This is a genomic window from Streptomyces sp. NPDC057623 (assembly GCF_042800355.1).
Lineage (GTDB): Bacteria > Actinomycetota > Actinomycetes > Streptomycetales > Streptomycetaceae > Streptomyces.
This window is the reverse complement of sequence record NZ_JBHVGZ010000124.1, coordinates 1-15788: the sequence shown is the minus strand read 5'-3', so window position 1 is coordinate 15788 and position 15788 is coordinate 1. Positions and strand designations below refer to the sequence as shown.

Sequence of the window (15788 nt, the reverse complement as noted above, 5' to 3'; positions counted from 1 at the left end):
GGACGCTGCGGGCCCTGTGGCGTTCTTCGAAACCTCGTGGACCCTTACGCTTCGTCTCGGCGCAGCGAGGGCTTCAGGTCCTTGAGCCGGCCGAGCAGACCGTTCACGAACGAGGGCGACTCGTCCGTCGAGAACTCCTTCGCCAGCTGCACCATCTCGTCCAGCACGACGGCGTCCGGAGTCTCGTCGACCCAGATCAGCTCATACGCGCCGAGACGCAGGATGTTGCGGTCCACGACCGGCATCCGGTCGAGCGTCCAGCCGACCGAGTACTGGGCGATCAGCTCGTCGATCCGCTTCGTGCGTTCCGCGTAGCCCTCGACCAGCTGCATCGTGTACTCGCTCACCGGCGGCTGCCGGGTGTCGGTCCGGGAGAGCCGGACCCAGTCCGCGAGGACCGTCAGGACGTCGACGCCGCGCTGGTCGCCCTCGAAGAGGATCTGGAAGGCGCGCTTGCGGGCCGTGTTGCGAGCAGCCACGGTTAGCTGTTCACCCGGCCGAGGTAGTCGCTCGTACGGGTGTCGACCTTGATCTTCTCACCGGTGGTGATGAAGAGCGGGACCTGGATCTGGTGGCCGGTCTCCAGCGTGGCGGGCTTGGTGCCGCCGGTGGAGCGGTCGCCCTGGACGCCCGGCTCGGTCTCCTGGATGACGAGCTCGACGGCGGCCGGCAGCTCGACGAAGAGCACCTCGCCCTCGTGCTGCGCGACGGTGGCGGTGAAGCCCTCGATCAGGAAGTTGGCGGCGTCGCCGACGGCCTTGCGGTCGACCATGAGCTGGTCGTAGGTCTCCATGTCCATGAAGACGAAGTAGTCGCCGTCCATGTAGGAGAACTGCATGTCGCGCTTGTCGACAGTGGCCGTCTCGACCTTGACGCCGGCGTTGAACGTCTTGTCGACGACCTTGCCGGAGAGCACGTTCTTGAGCTTGGTGCGCACGAAGGCCGGGCCCTTGCCGGGCTTGACGTGCTGGAACTCGACGACGGACCAGAGCTGGCCGCCTTCGAGCTTGAGCACCAGGCCGTTCTTGAGGTCGTTCGTGGAAGCCACGGTTGCGGAATCTCCTGGACTGACGTGGACGACCCCGGGGCACGCACCTGCCTATAGTGCGAGCAGCTCCTTGGTCGTGATGGTGAGTAGCTCGGGTCCGCCGTCCGCCTCGGGGCGGACGACGAGCGTGTCATCGATCCGGACGCCGCCCCGGCCCGGGAGGTGGACCCCCGGTTCGACGGTGACCGGCACGCAAGCGTCCAGTTTACCCATGGCCGCGGGAGCCAACTGCGGGTCCTCGTCGATTTCGAGTCCCACACCGTGCCCCGTCAGGGCCGGTAGACCTTGCGTGTACCCCGCCGAGTCCAGCACCTGACGTGCCGCGCGGTCAACATCACGGTAGGCGGCGCCCGGTACCAGGGACTCCCGGCCGGCACGCTGAGCGGCGAAGACCAGGTCGTACAGCTCGATCTGCCAGTCGGCGGGGGACGTACCGATGACGAACGTACGGCCGATCTCGCACCGGTAGCCGCGGTACGTGGCGCCGAGGCAGACGGAGAGGAAATCTCCCTCCTCCACCCGGCGGTCGGTCGGTCGATGGGCCCGTCGGCCGGCGTTCGGGCCGGTGGCGACCGAGGTGGGGAAGGCGGGGCCGTCGGCGCCGTGATCGACCAGGCGTCGTTCGAGTTCGAGGGCCAGGTGGCGTTCGGTGCGGCCGACGAGGATGGATTCGAGGAGTTCCCCCAGTGCCTGGTCGGCGATCTCCGCGCCGATCCTGAGGCAGGAGATCTCCTCCTCGTCCTTGACCACCCGGAGCTGCTCGACCGCGCCGCCGAGGTCGGTGAGGCGCAGTCGCGGGACGACCGAGCGGATGGCTCGGTGGCGGGCCACGGTGAGGTGGTGTTCCTCCACGGCGAGGGACACCCCGCCGTGCCCCGACGCGAGGTCGGCCGCCGCGACGGCGGGGTCGCCTCCGGGGCCGGGGAGGGGGTGGATCCGCAGTGCCTCGTCGGGGCGACCCTCACTGGGGCGGTCGTCGAGCGGGCCGGCGCTCACGAGCAGGTCTTCGGTCTTGCCGAGGAGCAGCACGGAGCCCTGCGGGGCGGCGCCCGCGAGGTAGCGGACGTTGGCGGGGCGGGAGATCAGCGCGGTGGCGCTGCCGCTGGCTTGGCAGCGGTCCCTCAGCCTGGATCGGCGGGTGGCGTACACCTCTGACATGCCCCGAGCGTAAGAGCTCCGCTCAGTTGGCGCCGGTTGAAGGGGTCTGAGTGGGCGGTGCCTGGATTGTGCGGGTTGGTGGGGGTGCCGATCGGGGGCGGGGGTGCGGCTTGAGGTGGTGTGCCGTCTGCGGGTTCGTGGGGGCTTGTCGCGCAGTTCCCCGCGCCCCTCGGGACACTTCCGCAGGGGCGATCAGCAGCTCAGGGCGGCTTGTCGCGCCCACTCGGCCGAGCCCCACGTGGGCGCGGCCCCGCCCCGTCGGAAGAGCGCTCCGCTGACGTCGGCTACCAGCTCGGGGGGCTTGCGATGGAGCGGGCCAGTACGTCGTTCAGGACCTGGGCCGTCTGTGGGACGTCCAGCTGGGAGTTGTCGATGATCGGCAGGCCCGAGCCGTACCAGCCCGCCATGCGGCCGTGGATGCGGGCGACCTCCTCGTCGGTGAGGCGGCGGTTGCCCGAGCGTTCGGCGTTGCGCTCCAGGACGATCTCCAGGCCCGGGAGCAGGACGACGGGGAGGAGGCCGGGGCCCACGTGCCGCTTCCAGCCGCCGAGGCCGACCACGGGACGGTCGGGGAAGACCGCGTCGTCGAGGATGCAGGAGATGCCGTTGGCCAGGAAGTTGCGGGCGGCGAAGCCGCAGGTGCGGCGGGCGAGGCGGTACTGGGCCTCGGAGTTGTCGTTCCACCCGGACTGGGGGTCGGCGAAGCCCGAGCGGACCCACTCGCGTACATCATCGAGGCTGATGTGGGCCGTGGGGACGCGGCGGTGGTCCGCCCAGTACTTGGCGACGCTGGTCTTGCCGGCCCCGGCCGGACCGATGAGCAGGACCGCGAGGGTCGTGCCCGCCGGGTCGGGGGCCGTCGTGGCGGGCGGGGCGCTCGGCATACCGACAGGACCGCCCGGCGGCAGCGGCACATGGCCCGTGGTCTCGGGCGTCGGCGAGACGTGGGCCTGCTGGGGCGCGGGAGGGAGCGGCCCGGGGGGTGTGAAGCCAGGTGCCGGGGGCGGCGGGGGCACGGGCGCGGATCCCTGGTGCGGGGCGTGCGGGGCAGGCCCCTGGTGAGTGCCCGGGTGAGGCGGACCCGGGTGAGGCGGACCCGAATGTGGTGCGGCCGGCGTCCAGCCGTGCCCCGACTGGTGGGGCGGCGGCAGCGGAGAACCCACTGCGTGCTGCATCCGGTGCCACTCCGTCTCGTCTTCCATGGCCATTGGCGCTGGCAGCAGGGTGTGAACCCCGCCCTCCCCCACTACCGAGAGGCGTGCGGGGGACCCCATCGAACGGTACCGCCCCCGGCCGCCGTTTGGTGAACGGCCGGGGGCGGTCCGAAGTGCCCATCGCCACAGGCGAATCGGACGGAAGCGCGCTTCCGGGGACTTACTGGCCGACTTCGCCGTACGCGGCGAGCAGGACGGCCGGGTCGGGGCCCTCCAGGACGGTCGGCTTGGCCAGGCCGTCCAGCACGATGAAGCGCAGCAGATTGCCGCGGGACTTCTTGTCGACCTTCATGGTCTCCAGCAGCTTGGGCCACTGGTCGTAGCGGTAGTGCAGCGGCAGCCCGACCGACTCGAGGATCGTGCGGTGACGGTCGGCCGTCGCGTCGTCCAACCGCCCGGCGAGACGGCCGAGTTCGGCGGCGAAGTGCATGCCGACGGAGACCGCGGCGCCGTGCCGCCACTTGTAGCGCTCGTTCTTCTCGATCGCGTGGCCCAGGGTGTGGCCGTAGTTGAGGATCTCCCGCAGGCCGGACTCCTTCAGGTCCGAGGAGACAACCTCGGCCTTGACCCGGATGGAGCGTTCGATCAGCTCGGCCGTGTGCGGGCCCGCGGGGGTGCGGGCGGCCTCGGGGTCGGACTCGATGAGCTCCAGGATCGCCGGGTCGGCGATGAAGCCCGCCTTGATGATCTCGGCGAGCCCGGACACGTAGTCGTTGACCGGCAGGGACTCCAGTGCGGCCAGGTCGCAGAGCACACCGGCCGGCGGGTGGAAGGCGCCGACGAGGTTCTTGCCCTCGGCGGTGTTGATGCCGGTCTTGCCGCCGACGGCCGCGTCGACCATCGCGAGCACGGTGGTCGGTACGGCGATCCAGCGCACCCCGCGCAGCCAGGTCGCGGCGACGAACCCGGCGAGGTCGGTGGTCGCGCCGCCGCCGACGCCGACGACGACGTCGGTGCGGGTGAAGCCGGACTGCCCGAGCGCCTTCCAGCAGTAGGCGGCGACCTCTGCGGTCTTGGCCTCCTCGGCGTTGGGCACCTGGATGGCGACGGCCTCGTAGCCCTGGTCGGCGAGGTCGGCCCGCAGCGCCTCGCCGGTCTCGGCGAGCGCCTCGGGGTGCAGGACGGCGACCCGCTGGGCCTTGTCACCGATCAACCCGCCGAGCTCACCCAGGAGTTGCCGGCCCACCAGGACCTCGTAGGGTTCGCTGCCCGCGGTGCCGCCGACCTGGATCCGCGTCACTGCCTCGCTCATACGTCCTTCAACTCCAGTGCGTCCAGGGCCGCTTGGGTCACTTCTTCGGGCGTGCGGCCGTCGGTGGCCACTACGGCCGTGGCCACCCCCTCGTACAGATGACGGCGGGCCTCCATCAGCTCGCGCCACTGCTTGCGCGGGTTGACCGCGAGCAGCGGACGGGCGGCGTTGAGGCCGGTGCGCTTGACCGCCTCCTCGACCTCCATCGACAGGTACGCCACCCGCTGCCCGGCGAGCAGCGCACGTGTGTCCGCGTCGAGGATCGCACCGCCGCCGAGTGCCAGGACCCCCTCGTGCTCGGCGAGCGCCCGGTGCACGGCCTGCTTCTCGATCGCCCGGAAGGCCGGCTCGCCCTCGTCAACGAAGATCTCGGCGATCGAACGGCCCTGCTCGGCCACGATGTCGTCGTCGGTGTCCCGGTAGACCACGCCGAGCCGGTCGGCCAGCAGCTGTCCGACGGTCGACTTGCCCACACCCATCGGACCGACCAGGACGACCACGGGTGCTGCGCTCACCGGATGGCCAGGTTGTCGAGGTACGACCGCACATTGCGGCGGGTCTCGGTCACCGAGTCGCCGCCGAACTTCTCCGCCACCGCGTCCGCGAGTACGAGGGCCACCATGGCCTCGGCGACGATGCCGGCGGCGGGGACCGCGGAGACGTCGGAGCGCTGGTGGTGCGCCTGCGTGGCCTCGCCGGTGGTGACGTCGACCGTCTGGAGGGCGCGCGGCACGGTCGCGATCGGCTTCATCGCCGCGCGGACCCGCAGCAGCTCACCGGTGGTGAGGCCACCCTCGGTGCCGCCGGAACGGCCGGAGACACGGCGGATGCCCTCGGGCGTGTTCACGATCTCGTCGTGCGCCTTGGAACCGGGCACCCGCGCCAGCTCGAAGCCGTCACCGAGCTCGACGCCCTTGATCGCCTGGATCCCCATGAGCGCACCCGCGAGACGGGCGTCCAGCTTGCGGTCCCAGTGCACGTGCGAGCCGAGGCCGACGGGCACGCCGTAGGCCAGGATCTCGACCACACCGCCGAGGGTGTCGCCGTCCTTGTGGGCCTGGTCGACCTCCGCGACCATCGCCTTCGACGCGTCGGCGTCGAGGCAGCGCAGCGGGTCGGCGTCCAGCTTCTCGACGTCGGCCGGCGTCGGGTACACGCCCTGCGGGGCCTTCACGGAGCACAGTTCGACGACATGGCTGACGATCTCGATGCCGGCCGTCTCCTTGATGTACGACCGGGCCACCGCGCCCAGCGCCACGCGGGCGGCGGTCTCACGGGCCGAGGCGCGCTCCAGGATCGGCCGGGCCTCGTCGAAGCCGTACTTCTGCATGCCCGCGAGGTCGGCGTGGCCGGGGCGGGGGCGGGTCAGCGGCGCGTTGCGGGCCAGGCCCGCGAGGATCTCGGGGTCGATCGGGTCGGCCGCCATGACCTGCTCCCACTTCGGCCACTCGGTGTTGCCCACCATGATCGCGACCGGGGAACCGAGGGTGAGGCCGTGCCGGACGCCGCCGAGGAAGGTGACCTCGTCGCGCTCGAACTTCATGCGCGCACCGCGTCCATAACCGAGCCGGCGCCGGGCCAGGTGGTCCGCCACCATCTCGGTGGTGATCGGCACGCCGGCGGGAAGGCCCTCCAGCGTCGCCACGAGTGCGGGACCGTGGGACTCCCCCGCGGTCAGCCAGCGCAACCTGCTCAACGGTGCTCCTCAGTGCTCGCGCCCTGGTACTGCCCTGCGTACGCGTGTCCTCGCGTACGTCGACGGCGTCACCAGGTGCGCGGCCCCGGCCCGCCACCTTCGATCCTCCCACGTCCGGGCCCGGTCCCCGGCCGCCGGTCCACCAAGCGGACGGCGGTACGGCGGCGCCTGGCCCCGGAGCGGATCACACGGAGCCGTTGCCCCGGCCCTGTTGCGGCGCGTAAGCCCCGAGGAAATCCGCACCGCTCGGCTGCGGAGCCGGCTGCGGCGCGGCCTGCTGGGGAGCGTACGGCCCCAGATAGTCGGAGCCGCGGCCCTGCCCGTGCTGCGCCGCCGCCACCTGGACGGCCTGTCCCGCGCGTGCCGCACGCCGACGGTCGATCTTGCGCTTCAGCTTGAAGACCCACGACCCGACGACGAGAAGCACGATCAGGACCAGCACGGGGATCTGTACCCAGTCCGGCATGAACTGCAGGACGATCTCGAATATCTCGCCCTTACCGGACGCCATCGGCACACCACTGGACACGTCTGGTACTCCCCCTTGTTCTGCTCCGCCCCCTCGCGGAACTCAGGGGATCCTAGCGGGCCTCGAGAGCGCGCTCCCCCGCATTTCGCATGGCCTCGACGGGCACCGCGACACGGCCGGTCATCTGCTCCACCTGCAACACCGCCTGGTGCACGAGCAGGTCGAGCCCGCTGACGACGGCTCCGCCGTACATGGACCACCGAGCCGCGAGGGCGGTCGGCCAGGGGTCGTAGAGCACGTCGAACAGGGTGGCAGGGCGCTCCGGTACGGACGCGGCCAGGGCGTCCGTCGTGCCGGCCGGGGTGGTCGCGATCACCAGCGGGGCGCGCAGCGCCCGGTCCGCCTCCGCCCAGTCCGCCGTACGGATCTCGACGTCGAGGCGCTCGCCCCACTGCCGCATCTCGGCCGCGCGGGCCTCGCTGCGTACGTAGGCGACGATCTCACCGGTGCAGACGCGCGCGAGTGCGGCCAGCGCGGAGGACGCCGTGGCGCCCGCTCCGAGGATGGCCGCCGAGTCGACCTGTTCGATGCCGCGCTCCCGCAGTGCGGCGACCATCCCGGGGATGTCGGTGTTGTCGCCGACGCGGCGGCCGTCCTTGGTGAAGACGACGGTGTTGACCGCCTCGACGGAGGCCGCCGTCTCGCTGATCTCGTCGAGCAGCGGGATGACGGCCCGCTTGAGCGGCATGGTCAACGACAAGCCGGCCCACTCCGGTCCGAGTTCCGCGAGGAACCCGGGCAGTGCGGCTTCGTCGATCTCGAACCGGTCGTACGACCAGCTTGTGAGCCCGAGTTCCCCGTAGGCGGCGCGGTGCAGCACCGGGGAGAGGGAGTGGGCGATGGGCGAACCCAGTACGGCGGCCCGGCGGGCGTCAGTTGCCCCTGCTCTCATTGAACTTGTCCTTGAGCTTCAAGAAATCGTCGTGGGTCTTGGCGAATTCGGTCCTGTTCACGCCGTCGGTCGCCACGAAGTAGTACCAACCCTGGTTGGTCGGATTCAGCGTCCCCTTCAGCGCACCCTCGCCCGGGTTGTCGATCGGACCGGGCGGCAGACCCTTCTGCGTGTACGTGTTGTACGGGTCCTGGTTGCTCTTGATCTCCGACTCGCTGATGTCGATGTTGCTCTGACCCTTCAGGTAATTGAAGGTCGAGTCGAACTGAAGGGCACCGTAGGTCTCGGGATTCGCCAGGTCGAGGCGGTTGTAGACCACCTCCGCCATCTTGCGGTAGTCGTCGTCGGTCTTGCCCTCGGCCTGGACGAGGCTGGCGACCGTGATGACCTGCAACGGGTTGTCCAGCTTGAGAGCCTTGGCCTTGGCCTCCAGGCCCAGCTCGTCGTACTTGTTCGCGGCCTGGGTGACCATTCCCTTGAGGACCGACTCGGGCTTCATTCCCTTGGCGGCAGGGTAGGTGCCGGGGTAGAGGAAGCCCTCCAACGGATCCTTGATCTCGTTGTTGCTGTTCGCCCAGCTCGGAAGTCCGAGGCTCTTGTATTTGTCCTCGGCCGCCTTCTCGGTGGTTCCGGACGACAATTCGAGCTTTTCGTCGATCGCCTTGTAGACGGTCTTGTTGCGCTCGCCGGGCCTGACCAGGACGTTGTTCTGACTTTCGGGGCTGAGCATCAGTTCGACGGCGCTGGCGGCGGACATCTGCTTCTTCAGCAGGTAGGCGCCGGCCTGAATCTTGTCCCCGTCGGCGTTCTGCTGCTGAGCGGCGACGAACGCGTCGACGCTCTTCACGACGCCGGCCGCCTTGAGCTTCTGACCGATCACGGACCCGAACGCGCCCTTGGGGATCTCGACGGTCACCGTCTCACTGGTGCCGTCACCCGCGAAGTCCGGCGCATCGCCGAAACGATTTTGGTAAAACTGATAACCGAAATATCCGACTCCGGCGACGCCGCCGCCGAAGATGAGCACGACCACCAGACAGGCCATCCCGCTGCGCCGCTTCTTGGGCTTTCCGCCCCGGCCGCGACGGTCCCCACGTCCGCGACCGCCGCCCGAGTCGTCGTCGGAGTCGTCTTCGCCTTCGTCGCCGCCGGCGAAGAAGGCGTGTTCGCCCTGGTCAGGGCCGGGGTCCCAGTCGGTCTGGGGTGGCTCCGGTTCGGCTTGACGCCGGCTCGGCGGCGCCGGCGGCGGGTACGCCTCCGGGCTGCCGTAGTAGTCGGGCTGCTCACCGCCGTACGCCGCGGCCTGCTGGCCGTACGGGTCCGCCGGGTCGGGGTACTGGGCGTGCCCATGTGTGCCGTCGGCCCAGCCGTTGTTGTCGTACGGCTGCTGTCCCTGGCCGGGGTACTGCTGCTGCCCGTACTGCTGCTGTTCGTACTGCTGCGGGTACTGCTGGCCCTGCTCCGGGTACTGCTGACCGTGCTGCTGGTACTGCTGCGCCTGACCGTATGCGGCCTGCTGGCCGTTGTCCCAGTCGCCGTAGTGCTGCGGCTGCTGCGACTGCTCCGGATAGTGCTGCGGCTGGCCGCCGTAGGCAGCCTGCTGGCCCGCGTGGGCCTGCTGCCCTTCCCATCCGCCGTCCCCGAACAACGGGTCCTCGGGATGCCACGGTTCGGAGCCTGGGCCCCGGCCATACTCAGTCATCGATCCCCTAGAGCCGCGAGGCGGCGGTCACGCGGCTGCTGAAGATCCGGTTCCCGTCCCGCCTCTCTTTGTGCCCCGGCTGTTCGAACACCGGCGCATCGCGCGGAACGTTACCGTATCGCGATCAGATAACCACTTCGACGCTCTCTCCGGGTGCTTTACCTGACGCCCGTTCGGATTCGAGGGCCTGCTGAAGGATGATCACAGCGGCCGCCTGGTCGATCACCGACCGGCCCTTCTTCGACTTCACCCCCGAGGCGCGCAGTCCCTGACTGGCCGTCACGGTCGTCATCCGCTCGTCCACGAGCCTGACCGGTACGGGCGCGATCATGCGTGCCAGTTCCTGCGTGAAGCCCCTGACCTTGACCGCGGCCGGACCCTCGCCCCCCTTGAGGGAGCGAGGCAGACCTACGACGACCTCGATCGGCTCGTACTCCTCGACGAGTTGCCTGAGGCGGCGGTGAGCTGCCGGGACGTCCCGGCCCGGGACCGTCTCCACCGGGGTGGCGAGGATCCCATCAGGGTCGCACGAGGCGACGTCGATACGGGCGTCGCCGACGTCGATCGCGGGGGGACGGCCGCGGCGCGTGCCGGGGCCGTCACCACTTGTCTGGGCTTCGGCGCTCACTTGGCCGTTTCCGCCACGAGCCGCTCGACGGCGTCGACGGCCTCGCCGACGGCGGCCGGGTTCTGCCCGCCGCCCTGGGCGACGTCCGGCTTGCCGCCACCGCCGCCGCCGAGGGTCTTGGCGGCCGTACGGACCAGGTCACCGGCCTTGAGACCACGCTCGCGGGCGGCCTCGTTGGTGGCGATGACCGTGAGCGGCTTGCCGTTGCTGACCGCGAAGAGGGCGACCACGGCGGCGCGCCCGCCCTGGATGCGGCCGCGCACGTCGAGGACCAGCTTGCGCAGGTCGTCGGCCGCGGTGCCGTCAGGGACCTGACCGGTGACGACGGCGATGCCGCGGACGTCCTTGGCGGACTCGGCGAGACCGGCCGCGGCCTGGAGCACCTTTTCGGCGCGGAACTTCTCGATCTCCTTCTCGGCGTCCTTCAGCTTGCCGAGCATGGCGGAGACCTTCTCCGGGAGCTCCTCCGGGCGGCCCTTGATCAGCTCCTGGAGCTGGGCGACGACCGTGTGCTCACGGGCGAGGAAGTTGTAGGCGTCCACGCCGACCAGGGCCTCGATACGGCGCACACCGGAACCGATGGACGACTCGCCGAGCAGCTTGACCAGGCCCAGCTGGGCGGTGTTGTGCACATGCGTGCCGCCGCACAGCTCCTTGGAGAAGTCGCCGATGGTCACCACACGGACCCGCTCGCCGTACTTCTCGCCGAACTCGGCGATGGCGCCCTGCTTCTTGGCGTCGTCGATGCCCATGACCTCGGCGTGCACGTCGAGGTCGCGGGCGAGCACCTCGTTGATCTTCTGCTCGACGTCGGTCATCACGGCCGTCGGGACGGCGGACGGCGAACCGAAGTCGAAGCGGAAGCGGCCGGGCTGGTTCTCGGAACCGGCCTGGGCGGCCGTCGGGCCGAGGGCGTCGCGCAGGGCCTGGTGGGTGAGGTGGGTGGCCGAGTGGGCGCGGGCGATGGCGCGGCGGCGCAGCGAGTCGATGGAGGCGTGGGCCTTGGCACCGACCGTCACCTCGCCGAACTGGACGACGCCCTTGTGGACGTACACACCCGGGACGGGCTTCTGGCAGTCGCGGATCTCGATGACGGCACCGGTGTCGACCTTGATGCGGCCGGTGTCGCCGATCTGGCCGCCGCCCTCGGCGTAGAACGGGGTGCGGTCGAGGACGATCTCGACCTCGTCGCCCTCGGTGGCGGCCGGAGAGGAGGCGCCGTCGACGAGGATGCCGACGATGGTGGACTCGCCCTCGGTGTCGCCGTAGCCGATGAACTCGGTCTCGCCGACCTTGTCGGCGATCTCCCGGTAGGCGCCGGCGCCGGCGTGGCCGGTCTTCTTGGCCTGGGCGTCGGCCTTGGCGCGCTCCCGCTGCTCCTTCATCAGGCGGCGGAAACCGTCCTCGTCCACGGAAAGCCCCTGCTCGGCAGCCATTTCGAGGGTGAGGTCGATCGGGAAGCCCCAGGTGTCGTGGAGCAGGAAGGCCTTGTCGCCGGCCAGGACGGTGGAACCCGCGGCCTTGGTGTCGGTGACGGCCGTGTCGAGGATGTTGGTGCCGGCCTTCAGCGTCTTGAGGAAGGCGTTCTCCTCGGCGAGGGCGACCTTCTCGATGCGCTCGCGGTCGGTGACGAGCTCCGGGTACTGCTGGCCCATCATCCCGACGACGGTGTCGATGAGGTCCTTCACGACCGGGCCGGTGGCGCCGAGCAGACGCATGTTGCGGATCGCGCGGCGCATGATGCGGCGCAGCACGTAGCCACGGCCCTCGTTGCCGGGGGTCACGCCGTCGCCGATGAGCATGACGGACGTACGCATGTGGTCGGTGACCACGCGGAGGGACACGTCCGAGGCGTGGGCGTCGCCGTACGCCACACCCGTCAGCTCGGTGGCCTTCTTGATGACGGCCATGGAGGTGTCGATCTCGTACATGTTCTGCACACCCTGCAGAATCATGGCGAGGCGCTCCAGGCCGAGGCCGGTGTCGATGTTCTTGCTCGGGAGCTCGCCGAGGATCTCGAAGTTGTCCTTGCCGATGCCGGCGCCCCGCTCGTACTGCATGAAGACGAGGTTCCAGATCTCCACGTACCGCTCGTCGTTGACGGCGGGGCCGCCCTCGACGCCGAACTCGGGGCCGCGGTCGTAGTTGATCTCGGAGCAGGGACCGCACGGGCCGGGGACGCCCATGGACCAGTAGTTGTCCTTCATGCCCAGGCGCTGGATGCGCTCCTTCGGCACGCCGACGACCTCGTGCCAGATGCGCTCGGCCTCGTCGTCCTCCAGGTAGACGGTGATCCAGAGCTTCTCCGGCTCCAGGCCGTAACCACCCTTGTCCTGGGGGCTGGTGAGCAGCTCCCAGGCGTACTTGATGGCGCCTTCCTTGAAGTAGTCACCGAACGAGAAGTTGCCGCACATCTGGAAGAACGTGCCGTGGCGGGTGGTCTTGCCGACCTCTTCGATGTCGGGGGTACGCACGCACTTCTGCACGCTGGTGGCACGCGCCCACGGCGGCTTGACCTCACCGAGGAAGTAGGGCTTGAAGGGCACCATGCCGGCGGGGACCAGGAGCAGAGTCGGGTCGTCCGCGATGAGCGACGCCGAAGGGACGACGGTGTGACCGCGCTCCTCGTAGAAGCTCAGCCAGCGGCGGCGGATCTCGGCCGACTCCATCAGTGGTCCTCGTTTCGGTTGTCCGTGTACGTCGTGTTGTCGATGACGTACGTCTTCGGCTTGTTGCGGTTCTCGATGGCGGTGTAGCGCCGGGGCGCGGGAAGTTCGGTGGAATCCTGGATGCCCAGGGCCTCTTCGAGCTCGGCCTCCCGCAGAGCCATGTTGTCGCGGACGTCGAGGGCGAAGCCCACCGCGCGGTCCTTGAGCCGGTGACCCGCCTCGAGCGCCTTGTTCGTCGCGGTCGCGGCGAGGCTCTCGGGGGTCAGCTGCTTCAGCTTCCGGTTGACCTTGGTGGTGGCCCACACACCGGCGGCGACGCCCGTGGTGAACCAGAACGTTCGGCGGAACATGCTGGGTCTCAGTCCCTCTTTCCGCGGAGGTTTCGCTTGCCCCGGCGCGACGCCGCAACCGTGCGGCCCACGATCACGGTGCGCCGGGGCGCCTTGGCGGGTTCGTCGTCCTTGCGGCCACCGAGGGCACGGCGCACGCCGTAGCCGAAGGCCGCGACCTTGACCAGGGGGCCGCCGAAGGTGGAGGCGACGGTGGTCGACAGCGCGGAGGCGTTCGACGTGACCTCCTGGACGTCGGAGGCGATCGCGTCGACCCGGTCGATCTGGGTCTGGGCGGAGCGCACGGCCGAGGAGGCTTCTGCCAGGAGCGGGACGGCCTGGTCGGTCACGTCCGCCACCAGCTTGGTGGTCGCCCTGAGCGTCTGGGCCAGCCTCGCCAACGCGACGGCGAGGAAGGAGACCAGAATCGCCCAGAAGACGGCCACCAGGATCCCGGCCACCTCTCCACCGGACACTGTGTGCACCCGCTCCCTGAAACGTGCCTCTACATCGGTCTACATCGAAAAAGTCGTGCACCGAGCCTATCGCGCCGGGGATGCCGCTCCACACCGGATTGCCGCCCGCGCGGGAGCCGAGTCGCGAGGAGCGGCGCCATGCGAAAACCCGCCGCCTCGCGCACCCGGAAGGGCGGCGGGACGACGGGCTTCAGGCGCAGAAGTCCTACGACCGTCGAAAGATCAACGGGCGTAGTACTCAACGACGAGCTGCTCGTCGCAGATCACCGGGATCTCCTTGCGGTTCGGCTCACGGTCCAGGCGGAACGCCAGGGCCTTGAGGTTCACCTGGAGGTAGCGCGGGGTCTCGCCCTCGGGGGCGAAGCCACCCTCACGGGCGATGGAGAAGAGGGTCTTCTCACGGCTGCGCTCGCGGACCATCACGACGTCGTCGGGACGGACGCGGAACGACGGCTTGTCGACCTTGCCGCCGTTGACCTCGATGTGGCCGTGAACGACCATCTGACGGGCCTGGTAGATCGTGCGGGCGATGCCCGAACGCAGAACCAGGGCGTCGAGACGACGCTCCAGCTCGATGACCAGGGCCTCACCGGTCTTGCCCTGCGTCTTGGCGGCACGCTCGTAGGCGCGGACGAGCTGACGCTCGGACACGTCGTACTGCGCACGCAGACGCTGCTTCTCCAGCAGACGGACCTTGTAGTCCGAGTTCTGCTTGCGGCCACGGCCGTGCTCACCCGGCGGGTAGGGACGGGCCTCGAAGTACTTGACGGCCTTCGGGGTCAGCGCGATGCCGAGGGCACGCGACTTCTTGACCTTGGGGCGGGACTGGTTCGCCACTTGTTTCTCTTTCCTGGTTCTCGGCTTGTCAGGGTGGAGGGAGGTCGCATCCGCAGCCGGGGAAACCCGCCTCGTCCGGCGAAGGACGTGGTGGGCAGCCGCTCCCCTGGTCTGGGCACATACGTGCAGCACGCGAGTGGCCCACCGACCGTTCCCGTCGTGCGACGAGTGGTGGTGGGCTGCCCGCGACACCGTTTCGACGGTGCGCGACGCTCCTGGAGTCGGTCCGCGAGGACCGGGTCTCCGGCTGACCGTCCCGTTCTGACTGCACGGGACACAGCACTTCGACGGATTCTACAGGGTGCTCAGGACCGCTTCCGACCGAGGCGCTGTCTGGTCCACTCGACGGCGTCCGCGTACCGCGCCTCGGCGCCGTGCCGGGTCGGGGTGTAGTACTCGCGGTCCTTGAGGGCCTCCGGGGCGTACTGCTGCTCGGCGATGCCCTCGGCCAGGTCGTGCGGATACACGTACCCCTGTGCGTGCCCGAGCTTGGCGGCGCCCTTGTAGTGCCCGTCCCGCAGGTGCGGCGGCACGGGTCCGGCCTGTCCCTTGCGTACGTCCTCCAGGGCGGCGCCGATCGCCGTGGTCGCGGCGTTGGACTTGGGGGCGAGGGCGAGGGCGATCGTGGCGTGACTGAGGGTGAGGGCGGCCTCGGGGAAGCCGATCATGGCGACGGCCTGGGCGGCGGCGACCGCGATCGGCAGGGCGTTCGGGTCGGCGAGGCCGATGTCCTCGCTGGCCGAGATCATCAGGCGGCGGGCGATGAAGCGGGGGTCCTCGCCGGCCTCGATCATCCGGGCCAGGTAGTGCAGGGCGGCGTCGACGTCGGAGCCGCGGATGGACTTGATGAGGGCGCTGGCGACGTCGTAGTGCTGGTCGCCGTCGCGGTCGTACTTCACCGCCGCCCGGTCGACGGTCTGCTCCAGTGTCGAGAGGCTGATCTCGGTCTCGCCCTGGTCCAGGGCGGCCCCGGCAGCGGCCTCCAGGGCCGTCAGGGCCCGGCGGGCGTCGCCGCCGGCGATCCGCAGCAGGTGCTCCTCGGTGTCCTCGGGGAGGGCGACGGCGTCCTTCAGGCCGCGCTCGTCGCCCTGCGCCCGCCGCAGCAGGCTCCTGACGTCGTCATCGGTGAGGGGTTCGAGGGTGAGGAGCAGGGAGCGGGACAGCAACGGGGAGATGATCGAGAAGTACGGGTTCTCGGTGGTCGCCGCGATCAGGGTCACCCAGCGGTTCTCCACGGCCGGGAGGAGGGAGTCCTGCTTCTTTCGGAAGGATCGGGTCGCTGATCGGCCGCGTCAGCGGCCCGTCTTGGGAGCCTTCCAGCGCGCGATGGCGCGGGCTCCCATGTTGAGGATCATGAC

At 69.9% G+C, this 15788-nt stretch carries 15 protein-coding genes and 1 pseudogene; all 16 read right to left on the bottom strand.

Annotated features, from left to right (window positions below; translation table 11 throughout):
- Window positions 1-44: 44 nt before the first annotated feature.
- Entirely contained in the window at window positions 45-479 is a 435-nt protein-coding gene (gene nusB, locus ACFU95_RS49235; protein WP_383843880.1) for a transcription antitermination factor NusB, read from the bottom strand.
- Window positions 480-481: 2 nt separating this feature from the next.
- On the bottom strand, window positions 482-1048 hold the full coding sequence (gene efp / locus ACFU95_RS49230) for an elongation factor P (protein WP_020938844.1): 567 nt from the start codon (window positions 1046-1048) through the stop codon (window positions 482-484).
- A gap of 51 nt (window positions 1049-1099) precedes the next feature.
- Complete coding sequence (locus tag ACFU95_RS49225) at window positions 1100-2206, bottom strand: aminopeptidase P family protein (protein WP_383843877.1); 1107 nt, start codon at window positions 2204-2206, stop codon at window positions 1100-1102.
- A gap of 284 nt (window positions 2207-2490) precedes the next feature.
- On the bottom strand, window positions 2491-3381 hold the full coding sequence (locus tag ACFU95_RS49220; protein WP_383843875.1) for a Pro-rich N-terminal domain-containing protein: 891 nt from the start codon (window positions 3379-3381) through the stop codon (window positions 2491-2493).
- 199 nt (window positions 3382-3580) lie between these two features.
- Window positions 3581-4672, bottom strand: coding sequence for a 3-dehydroquinate synthase (gene aroB / locus ACFU95_RS49215; RefSeq protein WP_383843872.1), 1092 nt, complete (start codon window positions 4670-4672; stop codon window positions 3581-3583).
- Window positions 4669-5151, bottom strand: a complete 483-nt coding sequence (locus ACFU95_RS49210) for a shikimate kinase (protein WP_383843883.1) — start codon at window positions 5149-5151, stop codon at window positions 4669-4671. The genes aroB and ACFU95_RS49210 overlap by 4 nt, the downstream gene beginning before the upstream one ends.
- A gap of 32 nt (window positions 5152-5183) precedes the next feature.
- Window positions 5184-6368 (bottom strand): chorismate synthase, encoded by a 1185-nt coding sequence (gene aroC / locus ACFU95_RS49205; RefSeq protein WP_383843869.1) that lies wholly within the window; start codon window positions 6366-6368, stop codon window positions 5184-5186.
- A gap of 184 nt (window positions 6369-6552) precedes the next feature.
- Window positions 6553-6897 carry a hypothetical protein gene (locus ACFU95_RS49200; protein ID WP_383843866.1) on the bottom strand — a complete coding sequence of 115 codons (345 nt, stop codon included), beginning with the start codon at window positions 6895-6897 and terminating at the stop codon, window positions 6553-6555.
- Window positions 6898-6949: 52 nt separating this feature from the next.
- Window positions 6950-7789: a shikimate dehydrogenase gene (locus ACFU95_RS49195; protein WP_383843863.1), complete on the bottom strand. Its 840-nt coding sequence runs from the start codon at window positions 7787-7789 to the stop codon at window positions 6950-6952.
- Window positions 7770-9491, bottom strand: a complete 1722-nt coding sequence (gene mltG, locus ACFU95_RS49190) for an endolytic transglycosylase MltG (RefSeq protein ID WP_383843860.1) — start codon at window positions 9489-9491, stop codon at window positions 7770-7772. Before mltG ends, ACFU95_RS49195 begins: the two co-directional genes overlap by 20 nt.
- A 124-nt stretch (window positions 9492-9615) precedes the next feature.
- The gene (gene ruvX / locus ACFU95_RS49185) at window positions 9616-10119 is read right to left on the bottom strand and encodes a Holliday junction resolvase RuvX (protein WP_383843857.1); all 504 of its coding nucleotides are present in this window, start codon (window positions 10117-10119) and stop codon (window positions 9616-9618) included.
- Window positions 10116-12788 (bottom strand): alanine--tRNA ligase, encoded by a 2673-nt coding sequence (gene alaS, locus ACFU95_RS49180; protein WP_383843855.1) that lies wholly within the window; start codon window positions 12786-12788, stop codon window positions 10116-10118. The genes ruvX and alaS overlap by 4 nt, the downstream gene beginning before the upstream one ends.
- Window positions 12788-13138 (bottom strand): hypothetical protein, encoded by a 351-nt coding sequence (locus ACFU95_RS49175; protein WP_383843852.1) that lies wholly within the window; start codon window positions 13136-13138, stop codon window positions 12788-12790. Before ACFU95_RS49175 ends, alaS begins: the two co-directional genes overlap by 1 nt.
- Before the next feature lie 8 nt (window positions 13139-13146).
- Window positions 13147-13602, bottom strand: a complete 456-nt coding sequence (locus tag ACFU95_RS49170) for a DUF948 domain-containing protein (RefSeq protein ID WP_383843849.1) — start codon at window positions 13600-13602, stop codon at window positions 13147-13149.
- Between the two features lie 213 nt (window positions 13603-13815).
- Window positions 13816-14430, bottom strand: a complete 615-nt coding sequence (rpsD, locus tag ACFU95_RS49165; protein ID WP_383843846.1) for a 30S ribosomal protein S4 — start codon at window positions 14428-14430, stop codon at window positions 13816-13818.
- Between the two features lie 305 nt (window positions 14431-14735).
- Window positions 14736-15689: pseudogene (locus ACFU95_RS49160) on the bottom strand (replication-associated recombination protein A); the annotation flags it as partial.
- Window positions 15690-15788: the final 99 nt, after the last annotated feature.